The organism is Desulfitobacterium metallireducens DSM 15288, assembly GCF_000231405.2.
Lineage (GTDB): Bacteria > Bacillota > Desulfitobacteriia > Desulfitobacteriales > Desulfitobacteriaceae > Desulfitobacterium_A > Desulfitobacterium_A metallireducens.
Genome location: NZ_CP007032.1, coordinates 2418811 through 2435889, shown reverse-complemented (window position 1 = coordinate 2435889; position 17079 = coordinate 2418811). Strand labels below are relative to the sequence as shown.

14 protein-coding genes are annotated in these 17079 nt (G+C 45.6%); 13 read left to right on the top strand and 1 reads right to left on the bottom strand.

From position 1 onward, the window contains the following. The first annotated feature begins 89 nt into the window (after positions 1-89). From DESME_RS11875 to spoVE, 12 genes are all read left to right on the top strand, one after another. Complete coding sequence (locus DESME_RS11875) at positions 90-1088, top strand: ABC transporter substrate-binding protein (RefSeq protein ID WP_006716655.1); 999 nt, start codon at positions 90-92, stop codon at positions 1086-1088. Further along, positions 1085-3229 (top strand): PAS domain-containing sensor histidine kinase, encoded by a 2145-nt coding sequence (locus DESME_RS11870; RefSeq protein WP_006716654.1) that lies wholly within the window; start codon positions 1085-1087, stop codon positions 3227-3229. Before DESME_RS11875 ends, DESME_RS11870 begins: the two co-directional genes overlap by 4 nt. Next, positions 3226-4626 (top strand): sigma-54-dependent transcriptional regulator, encoded by a 1401-nt coding sequence (locus tag DESME_RS11865; RefSeq protein WP_006716653.1) that lies wholly within the window; start codon positions 3226-3228, stop codon positions 4624-4626. The genes DESME_RS11870 and DESME_RS11865 overlap by 4 nt, the downstream gene beginning before the upstream one ends. A gap of 163 nt (positions 4627-4789) precedes the next feature. Continuing rightward, a complete protein-coding gene (gene mraZ / locus DESME_RS11860) occupies positions 4790-5221 on the top strand; it encodes a division/cell wall cluster transcriptional repressor MraZ (RefSeq protein ID WP_025248793.1) in 432 nt (143 codons plus the stop codon). A 17-nt stretch (positions 5222-5238) separates the two neighbouring features. Continuing rightward, entirely contained in the window at positions 5239-6171 is a 933-nt protein-coding gene (gene rsmH / locus DESME_RS11855) for a 16S rRNA (cytosine(1402)-N(4))-methyltransferase RsmH (protein ID WP_006716651.1), read from the top strand. Between the two features lie 30 nt (positions 6172-6201). After that, the gene (locus DESME_RS11850) at positions 6202-6681 is read left to right on the top strand and encodes a hypothetical protein (protein WP_006716650.1); all 480 of its coding nucleotides are present in this window, start codon (positions 6202-6204) and stop codon (positions 6679-6681) included. A 52-nt stretch (positions 6682-6733) separates the two neighbouring features. Continuing rightward, entirely contained in the window at positions 6734-8776 is a 2043-nt protein-coding gene (locus DESME_RS11845) for a penicillin-binding transpeptidase domain-containing protein (RefSeq protein WP_025248792.1), read from the top strand. A 91-nt stretch (positions 8777-8867) separates the two neighbouring features. Continuing rightward, positions 8868-10355, top strand: coding sequence for a UDP-N-acetylmuramoyl-L-alanyl-D-glutamate--2,6-diaminopimelate ligase (locus DESME_RS11840; RefSeq protein ID WP_041483985.1), 1488 nt, complete (start codon positions 8868-8870; stop codon positions 10353-10355). After that, entirely contained in the window at positions 10345-11751 is a 1407-nt protein-coding gene (locus DESME_RS11835; RefSeq protein WP_006716647.1) for a UDP-N-acetylmuramoyl-tripeptide--D-alanyl-D-alanine ligase, read from the top strand. Before DESME_RS11840 ends, DESME_RS11835 begins: the two co-directional genes overlap by 11 nt. 18 nt (positions 11752-11769) lie before the next feature. Next, positions 11770-12777, top strand: coding sequence for a phospho-N-acetylmuramoyl-pentapeptide-transferase (gene mraY, locus DESME_RS11830; protein WP_006716646.1), 1008 nt, complete (start codon positions 11770-11772; stop codon positions 12775-12777). Positions 12778-12813: 36 nt separating this feature from the next. Beyond that, positions 12814-14181, top strand: a complete 1368-nt coding sequence (gene murD / locus DESME_RS11825) for a UDP-N-acetylmuramoyl-L-alanine--D-glutamate ligase (RefSeq protein ID WP_006716645.1) — start codon at positions 12814-12816, stop codon at positions 14179-14181. 24 nt (positions 14182-14205) lie between these two features. Further along, positions 14206-15300: a stage V sporulation protein E gene (spoVE, locus tag DESME_RS11820; RefSeq protein ID WP_006716644.1), complete on the top strand. Its 1095-nt coding sequence runs from the start codon at positions 14206-14208 to the stop codon at positions 15298-15300. Positions 15301-15528: 228 nt separating this feature from the next. On the opposite strand, the gene DESME_RS16090 is transcribed toward spoVE, so the two are convergent. Beyond that, positions 15529-15747 (bottom strand): hypothetical protein, encoded by a 219-nt coding sequence (locus tag DESME_RS16090; RefSeq protein ID WP_167998840.1) that lies wholly within the window; start codon positions 15745-15747, stop codon positions 15529-15531. 218 nt (positions 15748-15965) lie between these two features. On the opposite strand from DESME_RS16090, the gene murG reads away from it, so the two are divergent. Beyond that, positions 15966-17075 (top strand): undecaprenyldiphospho-muramoylpentapeptide beta-N-acetylglucosaminyltransferase, encoded by a 1110-nt coding sequence (murG, locus tag DESME_RS11815; RefSeq protein WP_006716643.1) that lies wholly within the window; start codon positions 15966-15968, stop codon positions 17073-17075. Positions 17076-17079 lie beyond the last annotated feature (4 nt).

Below are 17079 nucleotides of genomic sequence, written 5' to 3'. Positions count from 1 at the left end.
ACAGAGTTCATTTTGAACAACCCCTTTTGTCGTCGTTTAGATTAATGCTACACTGGAAGAAAAAAGAGAAAAATGGAGGAGGTGTATTCATGAAAAGAACCCGGTTTATGGTCTTAATCAGTATTCTCGTTATGGTCATTGTTGTCTTTTCGGTAAATATCCCCTCTAACAAGAAATCTGTTCAGAAAATCGGAATTTTGGCGGCGAATGATCTTCGCCTTTCGAAAGTTGAAGGGTTAAAATCTGAGCTTCAAAAGTTAGGATATACTGAGGGAGTGGATCTTACGTATCACGTAGAAATTGCTGAAAATGATCTCAATCAGATGCGTGATTTAGGGAATCAGCTCTTGCAAGAAAAACCAGATGTGCTTGTGGCAGCTGGGGCGGTGGAAGCTCAAGTTCTTAAGGAGCTTACGGCAGAGAGTACGGTTCAGACGCCCGTTGTTTTCATGGGTATACTATCTCCTGTGGATATTGGTTTAGTTCAAGACTTATCCCAGCCAGGAGGCAACTTAACAGGGTTGAATAACGGACACTATGAATTGACACCAAAGCGTTTGGAACTGTTGCATCGTTTGTTGCCAAAAGTCAAACGGGTAGCGGTCCTTGGTGATACACGAGTTCCTATATTCGAGCAAATTCAAAACGAATTGAATAAGGTTGCCCAAACTTTTGGGCTATCAGTGAACATTTATACTGTCGAGAATTCGAGTGAAATTCAGCAAGCTTTCGCAAGCATCGATCAGGAGGGGGCAGAAGCGATTATTTTACTTCCTGGTTTTTTCTTGGAGACGAGCACTCAGGAAATCGTGAATCAAGCTTCGCTTAAAAAGCTTCCAGTTTTCGGGGTATATCCTCTCGATACAGAAGAAGGGTGTCTAGCATCCTATGGCACCTCGAATTGGGACCAAGGGGTTCAATCCGCTCATATGGTCAGCAAGATTTTGCGCGGATACTCACCAGAAGATATTCCAGTCGAAACACCCGATCGTGTTGTTTTCTCTGTAAATTTAAAAAAAGCTCAAGAACTCGGACTGCAGCCTTCTTCTCGAGTTTTGAGTTTTGCGGATCAGGTGATTCAACCATGAAGCAAGAAAGATCTTCTTGGTGGAAGAGAATTAAAGCTCGAGTCCTTATTTTTGGGATCTTAATGTCAATTTTACCCTTGACTATTTTTGGCTTGGCTAGTTTTAACGCGGCAAGATTCTATCTGCAAAACAACATTCAGGAGCAAAATTATGAACGGGCCCAGGTTTTGTCGGGTCGCATCGAAGATTTTATGACCACAATGGCCGATAGCTTGATTCATGTTGCCTCAACGAATGCGTACGCCTTAGTTAGTTCAGAATCAAGTACGCGAGATGTCACTTTAGGGACTTTATTGAGGGAAGTACCTTATTTTGAAAGCATAGAAGTCGCCGATTCGGACTATCGGGTCCTTGGTCAGATTTCTCGGCGAGAAGTTGATTTTCCTGAAGAAGCGGGAAAGAAACTCAATAATCTTCAAATTAATTCGGAGCAAACTTTTTCTTTGAGCGGCGTATTTTTTTCATCCGATAATCGTCCCCAAGTTTATCTTACCGTGAGCATTCAAGATCCCCAGACACGTCAGAACATAGGCTATCTGCAAGCCAAAACAGATCTTAAAAGTCTTGTTACCCAGTTTACTAATTTACAGATTGGCAAAGCGGGTTATGTATACTTGACCGATGAAAAAGGGAATCTGATTGGACATACGGATTTTAGTCGAGTCTTAGTTCAGGAAAATGTAAAAGATAATCTGGCAGTACAACGTTTCTTGACAGGAAATCCTTCGAATCACCAAGAGAGTGAATATCAAAATCCCGAAGGAGTCCAAGTCATTGGGACTTATGATCGAGTGGAAACCTTAGATTGGGGTGTTTTCATCGAGCAACCGGTGAGTGAAGCCTATATTCCAGTTCGGCAGTTTGCTGTTCAGGTGTTTGGTATTATATTATTGGGAATTCTCATCGTCACTTTGATTAGTATTTATTTTGGCTTGAAATTGACTCGGCCGATTGAGCATCTTGAAGAAGGCGTAAGCCGAGTTGGGTCGACCGAGAACCTCTTAACAGAGATCCCACGGGAAAGTAATGATGAAATCGGCAATTTAGTCACGGCTTTCAATCGAATGTTACGCCAACTTTATGAAAAGAATCAAACCCTCCTCGAAGATCAGGAACTCTTTAAGACTGTGGTAAACGGAATTGGGGCAGGAATGGTATTGCTCAATGAAGATAAGCAGATTCAATGGTGGAATTCAATTTTTGCGGATTGGTTCAGTACGGAAGATTTAAATGGCGTATCCTGCGACACGATTATGCAGGGTGAAGGGAAGAACTGTTTATTTCTAGAAAATGGCAAAGTAATCCCGCTTGATGTCGGAGGAGAACGTCGGTATATTCGTCATATGTATTATGGACTTAATCCTGGAAATTCTGAGAAGGCAGCTTATCTTTTGATACTCGAGGATGTTACTCAACAAGTCGAGATGGAAGCAAGGGTTATTGAGACGGAAAAGATGGTTGCAGTAGGTTTTCTCGCATCTGGGGTTGCCCATGAGATCAATAACCCGTTAGCCATTGTTTCTGCACACAGCGAGGATTTACTCGATCGGATGCAAGAGTATGACGATCCTCCGGGAGAACAGGAGATCCAGAGAATCCTTAAAATTATTTCAGAGCAAATCGAACGCTGTAAAAAAATCACGGGACGACTCCTCCATTTTGCTCGTCAAGGACAAGGGGGAAATGATGTGATGAATGCGGGAATCGCGATTCTGCAGACGGTGGATTTATTAGCTTATCGTGCAAAGCAGAAGAAGCTAACCTTTAAAAACCAGATTGATCCAGGTTTATGGGTTGTGGGAAATGAAAATGAATGGCAGCAGGTCCTCCTTAATATTTTAACCAATGCCATGGATGCCTCGGGGGAAGGAAAAACGATCGAAATCCATGCTTTTAGGGAAGGACATCAGGTTAAAGTCGTGGTTCGGGATTATGGCGAGGGAATTTCCAAGGAAAACTTATCGCGGGTATTTAATCCGTTTTTTACGACAAAAGGTGCGGGCCAAGGTACGGGTTTAGGTCTTTTCGTGAGTTATGGAATGGTTCAGCGAATGCAGGGGCATATGAGCATCGAAAGTGAGGAAGGTAAAGGGACTACGGTCTTCATTATGCTACCGCATAAGGGAGGGGTTGAGCGATGAAGTATTATCATAAGATCCTGATTCTTGATGATGAAGAAGAGCTGCGCGCGATTATTGCTCAGCGATTGAATCGCAGAGGCTATGAGGTTTTGGAAGCAGGAACAGCGAAGGAAGGGATGTCTTTACTCCAAGACAGTTTCTTTGATGCCGTTTTGCTAGATTTAAGGTTACCGGATGGTGATGGGCTGATGCTTCTCCCTCAAATGAAACAGCGTCAACCTGACTTACAAGTGGTGATGCTCACTGGGCATGGAACGGTAGAATCCGCTATAGAAGCGATGAAAACAGGGGCTTTTGACTACCTTATGAAGCCCTGTAATCTGTCTGAGCTTGAGATTACTCTCCAGAAGGCTTTAGAACAGCGCAAGTTGATGCTTGAAAACACAGGCCTGCGTCAAGTAGTTAATCGGCAAAACCCTGAGCTTCAGATTATTGGAGAAAGTGAAGCACTCAATTCGTTAAAGAACATAACTCGCAAGATAGCCCAGGCTGATGCACCCGTCCTGATCCAGGGAGAGAGCGGAACGGGTAAAGAGCTCTTTGCTCGTGCGTTGCACGTTTGGAGCCCGCGAAGCGGGCAAGCTTATATTCCTTTGAACTCAGGAGCAATTCCGGAAGCTTTGATGGAAAGTGAACTTTTTGGGTATGAAAAGGGAGCCTTTACTGGAGCGAGTGGGACGAAATTAGGGTTGGTCGAGATGGCTGATCGGGGAACGCTCTTCCTGGATGAGATCGGAGAAATGCCTTTTTCGCTCCAGATCAAGCTCCTTCGTTTTTTGGAAACGGGAGAATTTCGAAGAGTTGGCGATAATCGCTTGCGTCGGGTGGATGTGAGAATTGTCACGGCAACGAATCGTGATCTCAAGCAAGAGATAGAGGAGGGCCGATTTCGGCAAGATCTCTTTTATCGATTAAATGGACTAACGCTTAGTCTGCCTCCCTTACGAGAGCGCAAAGGGGACATAATCCCATTAGCACAGCACTTCCTGGACTCTTACCATAAAAAGGGGTTAAGCGAAGAAGGATATTGGCTTTCTGATGAAGGAAAACGCGCTTTGCTTAATTATGATTTTCCCGGGAATGTCCGAGAACTGGCTCATTTAATGGAACGGGCCTTGATTTTAGCGGAGGGTAATGAGATTCATTTGCAGGATTTTTGGCCGGATCAAGCTCCCCATCGAGAAGGTGAACCATTGGCAAAACAAGAAACAGCTTCTCAAGCGCAAGAAGGTAGGTCAGAGGAGCTGGTTCTAACCCTTGCTGATATTGAGCGCGAGTATATTTTGAAAATCCTGCGAAAGGAAAAGGGAAACAGGACTCGTGCTGCAAGGTTACTCGGAATAAGTGTTAGAAATCTTTACCGCAAAATCGAAGAATATGGAAAAGACATCCGTTGAGGATGTCTTTTTTTGTACATTTTGCCAATAGGACCTTCTTCCTATTTTTGATTTTTATTTTAAAAAATAGAACAAGTTAGCAGGAATTCTCTTTGAAATGGAGAATAAGTGGGGTAAAGTGGGGCAAAGTGGGGCGAAGAGTTAACGTTGTGGGGTGACGGCAATGTTCATGGGGGAATACCTCCATACAATTGATGGAAAAGGTCGGCTCATTGTTCCGGCTAAGTTCCGGGAAGCCTTGGGGGAGAAATTTATCGCCACCAAAGGCTTAGATCATTGTTTGTTTATTTATCCCGCAGACGAGTGGCAAGCCCTTGAGCAGAAGCTCCGTGCCTTACCCTTTACCCAGCCTGATGTCAGGGCTTTCGTCCGATTCTTTTTTTCTGGGGCCACTGAATGTGAAGTGGACAAGCAGGGAAGAATACTTCTCCCCGCAAATCTGCGCGAATATGCCCAATTAGAGAAAGATGTCGTTCTCGTTGGAGTCTCGTCCCGAGTTGAGATTTGGAGTCAAGCGCTTTGGACAGACTATAGCATGCAGGCCGAGGATGCCTATACTGCTGCGGCAGAGTCCTTGGTTAACCTAGGAATTTAAAGAAGGGGACGAAGGCCTTGGAATTTCATCATATTACGGTTTTACTTAAAGAAACGGTTGAGGGTATTTTTAAAGATCCCTCCGGAGTATATGTTGATTGTACTTTGGGAGGAGCCGGTCATACGCGTTTATTATTATCGAAGCTGTCAACTGAGGGAAAGCTGATTGGTTTTGATCAGGATCCTATGGCGATTGCTAATGCGCAAGAAAACTTTCACGAGGATGAACGTTTAATTTTAGTGAATAAGAATTTCGAACATCTTGAGGAGAGTTTAGAAACGCTTAAACTTATGCCGGTCCAAGGAATCTATTTCGATTTAGGTGTTTCATCACCCCAACTCGATGAAGCTGAACGGGGTTTTAGCTATATGCAGGATGCCGAGCTTGATATGAGGATGAATCCAGAAAATCCCTGGACAGCTCGACGCCTTGTGAATGAATGGAGTGCGGAACAGCTTGCGGAGATCCTTTGGAAATATGGAGAAGAAAAGTGGTCAAAGCGGATCGCTGAGTTTATCGTCAAGGCCAGAGATCAGAAGGAAATACTAACGACTGGAGAACTGGTCGAGGTGATTAAAAGCGCTATTCCAGCCGCGGCTCGGCGAGAAGGACCTCATCCCGCGAAACGCACCTTTCAGGCCTTACGGATTGCGGTGAATGATGAGCTAGGAGTATTGGAGCGAGCACTCGATCAAGTTATCGCTTGTTTAGGTCCAGGTGGGCGTGTCGGGGTGATTACGTTTCACTCCCTGGAAGACCGTATTGTTAAAGAAAAGATGAATTCTTGGCGGGGACGTTGTACTTGTCCGCCTAGTTTCCCGGTTTGTCTGTGTGGGGCTACGCCCTTAGCCAAAGTCATCACACGTAAACCCATTTTGCCATCAGCTGAAGAAATCGAGGAGAATCCTCGTTCGAGAAGTGCCAAACTCAGGATTGCCGAAAAACTTTAACGGTCTAAAGCGAAAGGAGGAAGAATACCATTGGTAGTAGCGCAGGAAAAATTGGAATGGCAGCAGCCCTTAGATGAATTACCCCGCCCGAAAAAACAACCTGTCCGAAGAAAAAAGGCACACTCTCATTGGAAAAGCGTTTTAATCTTGGGCCTGACTTTTTCTCTGGCAGCTTCACTTGCCGTGGAAACGATTAACCTGACAGTCGTTAAAGGCGCACAAATTCGAGCTATGGAGAAAGAGATTACTTCACTCGAGGCTGACAATAATTTATTGCAGGTACAAGTCGATAAGTTGCGCTCGGTAAGTCGAATTGAGAGTGAGGCCATCGCGATGGGGATGGAAAAACCTGCGGGTACAGTATATGTGGCTGGAACTTTGCCTGTCGCCAAGAGCCAAACGGGTACCGTGCCGACTCAAACAGCTTCGCAGCCAGCAACGGAACAGCCTTCGATCTTGAAGCAAATTTCCCAAAAATTTACGAGTTTTTTTGCTTCTACTCAACGCTAATAAAGGCGGTTTGGAGTACGGTGACGCCCCGACAGAAATGGGGGTGAGGACGGTGAGTCCTTTTGTAGTCATGCGTAAACGAATCGCCTTTCTTTTTTTGTGTGTTAGTGTTTTTCTAATCGTTCTGATCATCCGTTTGGGTTATGTGCAGTTGGCTCAAGGAATGCAACTTTCACAAAAAGCGGATGACACGCATTTTCGGGGTGTCCCAGTAGCACCGAAACGGGGCAATATTGAAGATCGTAACGGGAATATACTTGCGATGAGTGTGAGTACAGAGACCGTTTATGCGTTGCCTGCCGAAGTTAGAGCTTCAGGAAAGGTGACAGAGATAACTCAAAAGCTTTCCGAGCTTCTCCAAATGCCAGCTACAGAGGTTCAGACCAAGATCACTAAACGGTCCGCTTTAGAATATGTCAAGAAAAAGGTGACCCCGGAAGTGGCCACTCAAATTAGAAGCTTAGAGTTACCTGGGATTGGGGTAACTGAAGATAGTCAGCGCTATTATCCGAATGGTCCGCTAGCTGCTCATATTATTGGTTTTGCGGGGATTGACAATCAGGGGTTAGAAGGAATAGAGTTGACAAGAGATGCCCAAATGAAAGGAATTCAGGGGGCTGTTTTGTCTGAATTTGCGGCCAACGGAATCCCCTTACCTGAAGCTCAGCAGATGTATTTAGAACCTAAACAAGGGAACACGATTCGATTAACAATCGATAAAAATATTCAAGCCTTTGCCGAACGAGAACTTCAAAAGCTCATGTCTGGTCAAGGTACAAATATGAACGGTCAGGTTCCTAAGAGCGCTTCAATTCTTGTAATGAAGCCGAGCACGGGAGAAATGTTGGCCTTGGCCACTGCTCCGACTTTTGACCCAAATAAATATCAGGAATTTGATGCGAGTGCAAGGCGTAATATTGCGATTCAAAACGGCTATGAACCCGGTTCAACCTTTAAAGTCATTACTCTTGCTGCGGCCTTAGAAGAGAAAAAAATAAGCCCGACAGAAGGTTTCTTTGATCCTGGTTTTTATACAGTCCTCGGTAAGAATGTGCGCTGCTGGAAAGCGGGAGGGCACGGCTCTCAGACCTTTATGCAAGTCGCGGAAAACTCGTGTAATCCTGGTTTTATTGAAATGGGACAGCGTTTAGGTATGGATAAGTTCTATCAGTATTTAACGGCTTTTGGTTTTGGTCAAAAGACAGGAATTGAGATGTCTGGGGAAGCGTTTGGAATTTTGGCGAATAAGAAGAAAGCAACGGCACTTGATTTAGCCACAATGTCTATTGGGCAAACGAATAATGTTACAGCAATTCAACTCTTGACTGCAGTTTCAACTGTTGCCAATGGGGGAACGTTGATGAAGCCGCAACTGGTTAAGGAAATTGTCGGCCCCAGTGGTAAAGTCGTGGAACCGTTTGAAGAACAGCCTGTTCGACGTGTGATTGGTGAGGATACGTCCAAACTGGAACGTGAAATTCTTGAAGCAGTCGTAACGAATGGAACAGGACGGCGGGCATTTTTGCCGGGTTATCGGGTTGCTGGAAAGACAGGGACCGCTCAAAAAGTGGCGAATGGTGCGTATATACAAGGAGAATATGTGGCCTCCTTTGTCAGCTTTGCTCCGGCAAATGACCCTAAGTTGGCCATCCTTACGGTGATCGATGGGGTTCCCTTTTATGGAGGTGCTGTGGCTGGCCCGCCGGTACAAGCGGTAATGCTGGATTCTTTGAAGTATTTAGGAATCAAACAAGACCTGAATGCTCCTCTGACACCAAGCAAGCCGATGCCTGGTCTTGAGTTCGCCCCGATTAAAAAAGCGGCTACGGTTCCTTCCGTTTTAGGATTGCCTCTCGCAGATGCACAAAAAGTTCTGACCCAAGCCGGATTTAATGTAATGACGGAGGGAGCTGGACAGAACATTCTCGATCAAATTCCAACCGCCGACGTACAGGTGGAAGCGGGTTCAACAGTGCTTCTCTATTTGGGGAACGAGGCTGGAGCTCCAACGATGGCTCAATGGTGGGAAGATGAGGATGAGGATGTTGAAGCAATCAAAATGTTGCAGGGCCGAACGCCTCTGGTAGAGCCGTAGATGCAAGTGAAGTTCGCTTACGCTACTGTTAAAATAAAGATCAGAGGTCTGACCAGAATTTGAAACGTCTATACTACAATTGAAAGGTGTGATGAGGGTGCCAATAGTGAATAAGAAACTTGCGGACATTCTTGATGGAATTAAAGTACTGGCTTCCTCTGGAGATATGGAAGTAGGAATTAAGGGAATGACGATGGATTCTCGTCACGTTGAGACGGGAGAGCTTTATGCCTGCGTTCCTGGAGCGAACGTGGATGGGCATGATTTTGCTACTCAGGTTGTTGAAAAAGGAGCTGTAGCACTTCTCGTCGAGCGATTATTACCCATCGATGTCCCTCAGATTCAAGTTGAACATGTTCGCGATGTTCTTGGGAAAATAGCCGCAAATCTCTATAGCCATCCGAGCAGCCAATTGGAAATGGTTGGGGTAACGGGGACAAATGGAAAAACGACAATTACCCATCTTGTGGAACAGATTATGAAAAAACAAGGGAAAAAAGTAGGTTTGGTGGGGACGTTGGGGTCACGGATTGATGGGAGAGAAATCCCGGGTAGCCGGACTACGCCGGAAGCAATCGAGTTACAAAAGCTATTAGCGACCATGGTTGACGAGAAGGTTGATCTTGCCGTAATGGAAGTATCTTCTCATGCTCTGGATTTAGGACGTGTTCAGGGAATCGAATATGATGCTGCAATTTTTACTAATCTTACACAGGATCACTTAGATTATCATAAGACTATGGAGAGATATCTTCAGGCTAAGGCTCGTCTCTTTAAGGAATTGCAAGGCACAAAACAACCGAAAATTGGGGTCATTAATGGGGATGATCCAGCCGCGAAAACCCTATGTGAAGTGTCAGTTGCTCCGACAGTAACCTATGGGGTTCATGCTGAAAATTTGGATTACCGGGCTGAAAACATTCAATTATCCGCTCATGGAATTCAGATGATTGTAAGTTTTCATGGCAAATTCCAAGAAATCCATTATTCAACCCCTGGCATGTTTAGTGTTTATAATGCGCTTGCAGCCTTTGCCTGGGCCGTAGAAAGCGGTCGCGATCCTCAGCTTGCAGCTGATGCTTTGGCGGAAATTCACGGAGTACCCGGTCGGTTTGAAAATGTTCGCAGAGGACAGCCGTTCCCGGTTATCGTTGATTATGCGCATACTCCGGATGGACTTGAAAATGTATTAAAGACGGCTCGCGAATTTACCCAAGGTCGGTTAATTACGGTCTTTGGCTGTGGGGGTGATCGTGATAAAGGGAAAAGACCGCAAATGGGTGAAATTTCGGCGCGGTTGAGTGACTTTGTCATCGTAACATCAGATAACCCGCGGACAGAAGAACCAGAACAGATCATCAAAGATATTCTGGTTGGAGTATCTGGTGTGGAATATACCACGATGGTTAACCGCCGGGAAGCGATTGAAATGGCTTGTCGAAGGGCTAAACCTGGAGATACCGTTTTGATTGCGGGAAAAGGCCATGAAGACTATCAGATTATTGGTAAGGAGACGTTTCCTTTTGATGATCGGGAGGTAGCTAAAGATGCCTTAAGGGGGCGGGGCTATGTGGAATAGTCAACGTATTGCTGAAATTTTAGGGGCGGAATGTTTGGGAGATCCGAATGTGCCAGTCTTTGGATGTGTTATTGACAGCCGGCAAGCGCGAGGGGGAGAAATCTTCTTTGCGCTTGTAGGTGAAAAAGTAGATGGCCATGATTATATTGAAGTGGCCTGGAAAAATGGAGCTAATCTAGCGATTGCCGAAAAAACGAAGATGAAGGATCGGACGAAATTAAATGTGCCTGAAGGAAAGGCACTCATTCTCGTGGAATCCGGATTAAGTGCGATGCAGGAATTAGCAAAGGCTTGGCGCATGGAATTAGGGGTTAAGGTTGTAGCGATTACCGGGAGTAATGGGAAAACAACAACCAAAGACATGATTGCAACCGTTCTTGCCCAGAAATACCGCGTGCATAAGAATAAGGAAAACCAAAATAATGAACTTGGGGTGCCGATGACTCTTCTTAACGCGCCAGAGAAGACGGAAGTTTTGGTAATCGAAATGGGCATGCGCGGGCTAGGACAAATTAAAGCACTTTGCGATTTTGTTCACCCTGATACGGGTGTGATTACGAATATTGGGACAACCCATATGGAACTCCTGGGTTCTCAGGAAAACATCGCAAAGGCCAAATGGGAACTGATTGAAGCCCTTCCCATAAGGGGAATGGCAATACTCAATGGTGAGGATTTGTGGAGTGTTAAGAAAGCGGAGAAGGATCCCCATCAACAGTTCTTTTATGGGATAGAGGGCAGGTATCATCCGCTGAATATCCAAGGGACGAATCTTGAACAGACTGGGACTTTGGGAACTCAGTTCGAAATTGCGGCTCAAGCGGAGCATGCCAAGGCTTATCTGCCTCTGCCAGGTGAACACAATGTATTAGACGCATTATCTGCACTGGCTGTAGGAAAAGTTTATGGAATCTCTTTGCAGGAAGGGTGTCAGGGCTTAGCTGAGTTGGAACTTTCCAAAATGCGTCTGGAATTACATCCAGGAATCCATGGAAGTATGCTTCTCAGCGATGTTTATAATGCGAATCCAACCTCGATGCAGGCTTCGCTTAAAGTTTTAAGTCAAAGATCTAGTCAGGCTACCCTGGCTATTTTAGGTGAGATGTACGAACTTGGGGAAGCGAGTGCAAGCGGGCATAATGTGGTGGGTCAAGCGGTTGCCCAACTTGGGATCACGGAAATTATAACCGTGGGGACCTTAGCAGAGGAGATTGCTCAAGGGGCTTTGGAGTCTGGAATGGCACCAGATCGAGTGCATATTTGCTCAGATCGAGAAAGCGCGATTTCTCAGGCAAAATTGATTCTTAGCTCGCTGGGAAATGAAACTTGGGTTTTAATCAAAGCTTCACGTGGAATGAAAATGGAAAAAGTAACGGAAGCATTACAAATATCCTAAAAAGGAAGGAATCGATTCATGCTAGAACGTTTACTCATGGCTGGAGGATTAGCGCTGATCATTAGTTTGATTCTGGGCCCTTTTCTTATTCCTCTATTGCATACCCTCAAGTTTGGCCAGAACATCCGCGAGGATGGACCAAAGAGACACTTGAAAAAAGCGGGAACCCCAACTATGGGTGGGGTTATTTTTCTCGTGGGAATTGTGGCAGCTTCGTTGTTGAGCGCTGAACAGCCAACTTCAGTAGAAATGATTGCGGTTGTAGGATCGATGCTTGGTTTTGGACTTATTGGATTTATTGATGATTTTATTAAAGTCGTTATGCATCGCTCACTAGGGTTAAGAGCTTACCAAAAACTGATTGGGCAGATTGCACTAGCCTTTGGTTTGACCTGGGTGGCGGTGCAGTTGCTTGGACGGGGAACGGATCTTATTATTCCGTTTACGGCTATTCATTTTGAATTAGGCTGGTTTTACTATCCATTTGTAGCTTTCATCATTGTGGGAATTACAAATGCAGTGAATCTTACAGATGGGTTAGATGGTTTAGCAGCAGGAACAACATTGATCAGTGCCCTCTGCTATATGTTGATTGCTCTGCTCGGGGCAAACCAAGGTGGAGGGGTCGCGGTTCTAGCACATGAGTCAGACTTAGCGGTGTTTGCCGTCGCCTTAGCAGGGGGGTGTCTGGGCTTTTTGAGGTTTAACAAGTATCCAGCTCGGGTATTCATGGGAGATACCGGTTCACTCGCTTTGGGGGGAGCCTTAGTTGGGTTGGCTGTGCTAACAAAAACAGAGGTGATTCTGCTCCTGTTGGGAGGAGTTTATGTCATCGAGGCCTTTTCGGTTATTATTCAAGTCATCTCCTTTAAGACGACGGGAAAACGGGTTTTCAAGATGAGCCCGATCCACCATCATTTTGAACTCTCGGGTTGGAATGAATGGAAAGTTGTATTAACGTTTTGGGCAGCAGCGTTTGTTTTTGGAATGCTAGGAATAATTGCTTATTTGCCTTCGCTGGGGTAGATAAATAAATACTAAAAATTATTGAAGGTGATCAGTGTGAATTTAAAAGATAAAAAGGTTTTAGTTGTAGGTGCAGGTCGAAGCGGCTTGGGTGCTGTGAAAAAGTTGTTGGATTTGGGTTCAAATGTAATTTTGACGGATAACAAAGATCCTGAGAAATTGGAGGGAATTGCTGAGCTGGGGCTTAAGTCGAGCCAGCTTATTTTGGGCAGGGTTCCCGAATGGAATGAGGTTCAAGCAGATCTGGTTGTACTCTCTCCAGGAGTTTCTCCAAAGTTGCCGTTCATCTTAGAAGGAACAACTCAAGGTATACCCGTATGGAGTGAAGTCGAGCTTGCATTGCGCGATAACCCCGCAAAAAAAGTGGGTATTACTGGAACGAACGGGAAGACAACGACGACGACCTTGATTGGGGAGTTAGCAAAGAAGACGGGGCGCTCTACTCTTGTTGCTGGGAATATCGGTGTGGCCTTATGCGGAAATGTTGATGAGTTATCTGAAGAAGGAATTATTGTTGCCGAGCTTTCGAGCTTCCAGCTTGAACTGATTGATGAGCTACGATTAAATATTGCGATTTTGTTAAATATCACTCCGGATCATTTAGATCGTCATGGTACTGTCGAGAATTATTTAGCTGCAAAGGCCCGCATTTTTGAGAATCAGAGTGCGGAAGATTTGGCAATTTTGAACTGGGATGATTCATCAGTTCGTGCTCTTGCTCCAGGGCTTAAGGCAAAGATTCTCTATATTAGCCCGACGACTTATCTAGAGGAGGGGATTAGCCTCCAGGGCGAGGATATCGTGTACTCTGAAAATGGAAAGGTCACACGGATTCTTAGTCGGAAAGAATTACAAATCCGCGGTAGTCATAATCTAGAAAATGTGATGGCTTCTATCGGAGCAGCTCATGAGCTAGGTTTAAATTTTCCCGAGATTGCGGAGGGGCTTCGGCAATTTACAGGAGTGGAGCATCGTCAAGAGATTGTAGGGACGTTCGATGAAATTTTATTTGTTAACGATTCCAAAGGGACAAATCCTGATGCTGCAGAAAAGGCATTGTATGCTTTTGAAGAACAGCCGATCGTTTTGATTGCTGGAGGTAAAAATAAAGGTCTCGATTTTCACGACTTTATGAAAATCGTGAAAGAACGGGTGAAAAGTGTAGTTATTTTGGGTATGGCAGCCGATGAAATGGAGCAAGCGGCTAAGGATGTGGGGGTCCCCCGAATTGTTCGAGCAGGCGGTTTTGCGGAGGGGGTCGACCTTGCAATTGCTGAGGCTGTTGCAGGAGATGTTGTCCTTCTTTCCCCAGCTTGTACGAGTTGGGATATGTTTAAAAGTTATGAAGAAAGAGGGGAATTCTTTAAGGAGTTAGTGCGTAGGCATTATAGGGAACCCATTTGATAACTCTTAAGGGGGGACTTGAAAATGCCAAAACGCCGCCGACCAGATTGGATTTTACTAGGTGCGATACTTGCACTTCTCACTATCGGATTGGTGATGGTGTATAGTTCAAGCGCTGTTAAAGGGTATATCCAATATGATGATCCGTATCATTTTCTAAAAATGGAGGTGATATGGGTTGGTCTCGGTTTGGTAGCGATGGCTGTAACCATGCGATTGGATTTGCAGCTTTTAAGGCGTTTCGCTAAACCCGCATTGATTCTGGCGGTTGTTCTTCTCATTATGGTCAAGATACCAGGCGTGGGACGCCGAGTTAATGGTGCTGACCGGTGGATTGGTCTGGGACCGTTATCGATTCAACCTTCAGAAGTGATTAAATTATCCATGGTTTTGGTAATGGCGCATCTCTTATCCCTTAATCCGTATAAAATTCAATCATTTCGCAAGGGCCTTTTGCCGATTTTAGGATTACTGGGTTTGGTCGCAGGGTTAATAATGCTTCAACCCGATTTAGGAACGACGTTAGCAATTGCTGGAACAACGTTCTTCATGTTGATCGCTGCGGGTGCAAGGGTTAGCCATTTGCTCGCTTTAGGCGGAACAGGTATAGGTTTAGTTGTTGCCGCAATTGCTGCTGCACCCTATCGAATGCGCCGGATTACGGCTTTCTTGGATCCTTGGGCTGATCCGTCGGGTAAAGGATACCAAACGATTCAAGCGTTGTTGGCCTTAGGCCCCGGAGGACTTTTTGGGTTAGGACTAGGGCAAAGTAAACAAAAATTCCTCTATCTTCCTGAGAATCATACCGACTTTATCTTTGCGATGATCGGGGAAGAATTGGGATTTGTGGGTGCATCACTCGTGGTCATTCTTTTTTTCATGTTTGCATGGCGTGGTTTTCGCGTTGCTATGGGGGCTCCTGATGCTTTCGCAGGGCTCTTAGCCGTTGGCCTTACAGCGATGGTAAGCATCCAAGCGATGATCAATATGGGGGTTGTAAGCGGGATTTTGCCGGTTACTGGCATCACTTTACCCTTCCTAAGCTATGGAGGAACCTCGCTCGTCTTTACAATGATTGGGGTCGGAGTACTGCTCAATATTTCGCGGGAGTCACGATAAAGTTATTCTTACGATAGTTATTCTTGTGCAGGACATCGGCGTCGCTTTGGCCACGGTCGCTTGTGGCGCTCGCAGACCGAACTAGAGCTCGGAAGTCGGGCTCCGGTGGAATACCCTCCCAATTCGCCGTCCTTGGCTCACGGTCGGCCGCGCACATCGTGTGCGCGGTTCCACCTCCGCCCGACTTCTTCGCTAAGTTCGGTAAACTGCTTGCTTTAATACGCTCCCTTAGGCCAAAGCGGCGCCTGGGGTCAGCGAAGGAAAAGAACCGTAAGCATAACTTCTTCGAAGAATTGCTTGGGTATCTTTTTTAGAATTACTTAAGCAGTAACCTAAGATATAGCCAAAGGATTTTGATTTACACAAGGGAGCGACTTCAAAGCGAGCGGCAACCCAACTTCGCGAAGAGTCCGCAGCGAAGACGGGTTGGAAACAGGACGTTTCCAACTGGACAGTGAGTCAGGAGACGATTTGGACAGGGACCCGACGGAGCGAAGGACTTGAGCATTAGTCTGGTCCGCACAGCTTATAGAGCGACTGGGGTAAAGCAAAATCCTGAAGATACTAGGAATATGGATTGTAAAAAGTTAAATTGCTCAGAAAAATAGATGATAGGCAAAAACCTAGATCTTAGAATAATTAAGCGTATGAAAGGGGCAGATTCCGTGCGAGTGATTGTGACCGGAGGAGGAACTGGAGGACATATCTATCCTGCCTTAGCGATCGCTAAGGGAATGCAGTCCGCTGACCCGCAAACAGAAATCCTTTACGTGGGAACCGATACAGGAATGGAAGCAAAGCTTGTTCCCGAGGCGGGTTTAAAGTTTGCCAGTGTGCCAGGACAGGGATTACCACGCAAGCTTAGTGTGGAGACCCTTAAGGTTGGAGTTAAAAGTGTAAAAGCACTTTGGGATACAAAACAAATCCTGAAGAAATTTAAGCCTGATTTAGTGGTGGGGACAGGAGGCTATGTATCTGGGCCGGTTGTTTTAACAGCAGCACTTTTTGGAATTCCGACCTTGCTTCATGAGCAAAATGCCCTACCGGGTGTGACAAATAAAATACTAGCTCGGTTTGTGCGTAAGGTTATGGTTACCTTCCCGGATAGTATTGCTCATTTTGGAATTCAGAAAAAACTTGTCTTGACAGGTTTGCCAGTCCGGCCAGAAATAGGTCAGATGAGCCGACAGGAAGGGGCGAGCAGGCTTAGATTAGACCCTAAACGCTTGACTTTGCTCATCACGGGCGGGAGTCGAGGGGCGCGGAGTATTAACCAAGCCATGATTAAGGTGCTTAAAGAGTTATCTTCGCACCCAGAGGTCCAAGTTGTTTGGGCTACGGGAAAAGCGACTCATCAGGAAAGCCTAAAGTCATTACAAGAGGCAGGAATTCAATGGAAGAGAGAGAACTGGAAGGTGCTCGAGTACCTGGCTGATATGCCCGCAGCTTTAGCCTGTACTGATCTTTGGATTGGGCGAGCTGGAGCAGCTTCTCTCGCGGAATTGATGGTGGCAGGAAAGCCTGCAATTCTTATTCCATATCCCTATGCGGCTGAAAATCATCAAGAATACAATGCGCGGGCGTTAGAGCAAACTGGAGCTGCACGTGTTATTTTGGATAAAGACTTAAACGGGGAAACCCTTTGGCAAGCGGTTCGTGACTTGATGGGGCAAGCGGTCCAGCTCCAAGAAATGGCTGCTAAAGCGAAGGAATTAGGAGAGCCAGATGCCTTAGGCAAGATCGTGAACATTTGCTTTGAAACAGGGTGGAAATAGAAGA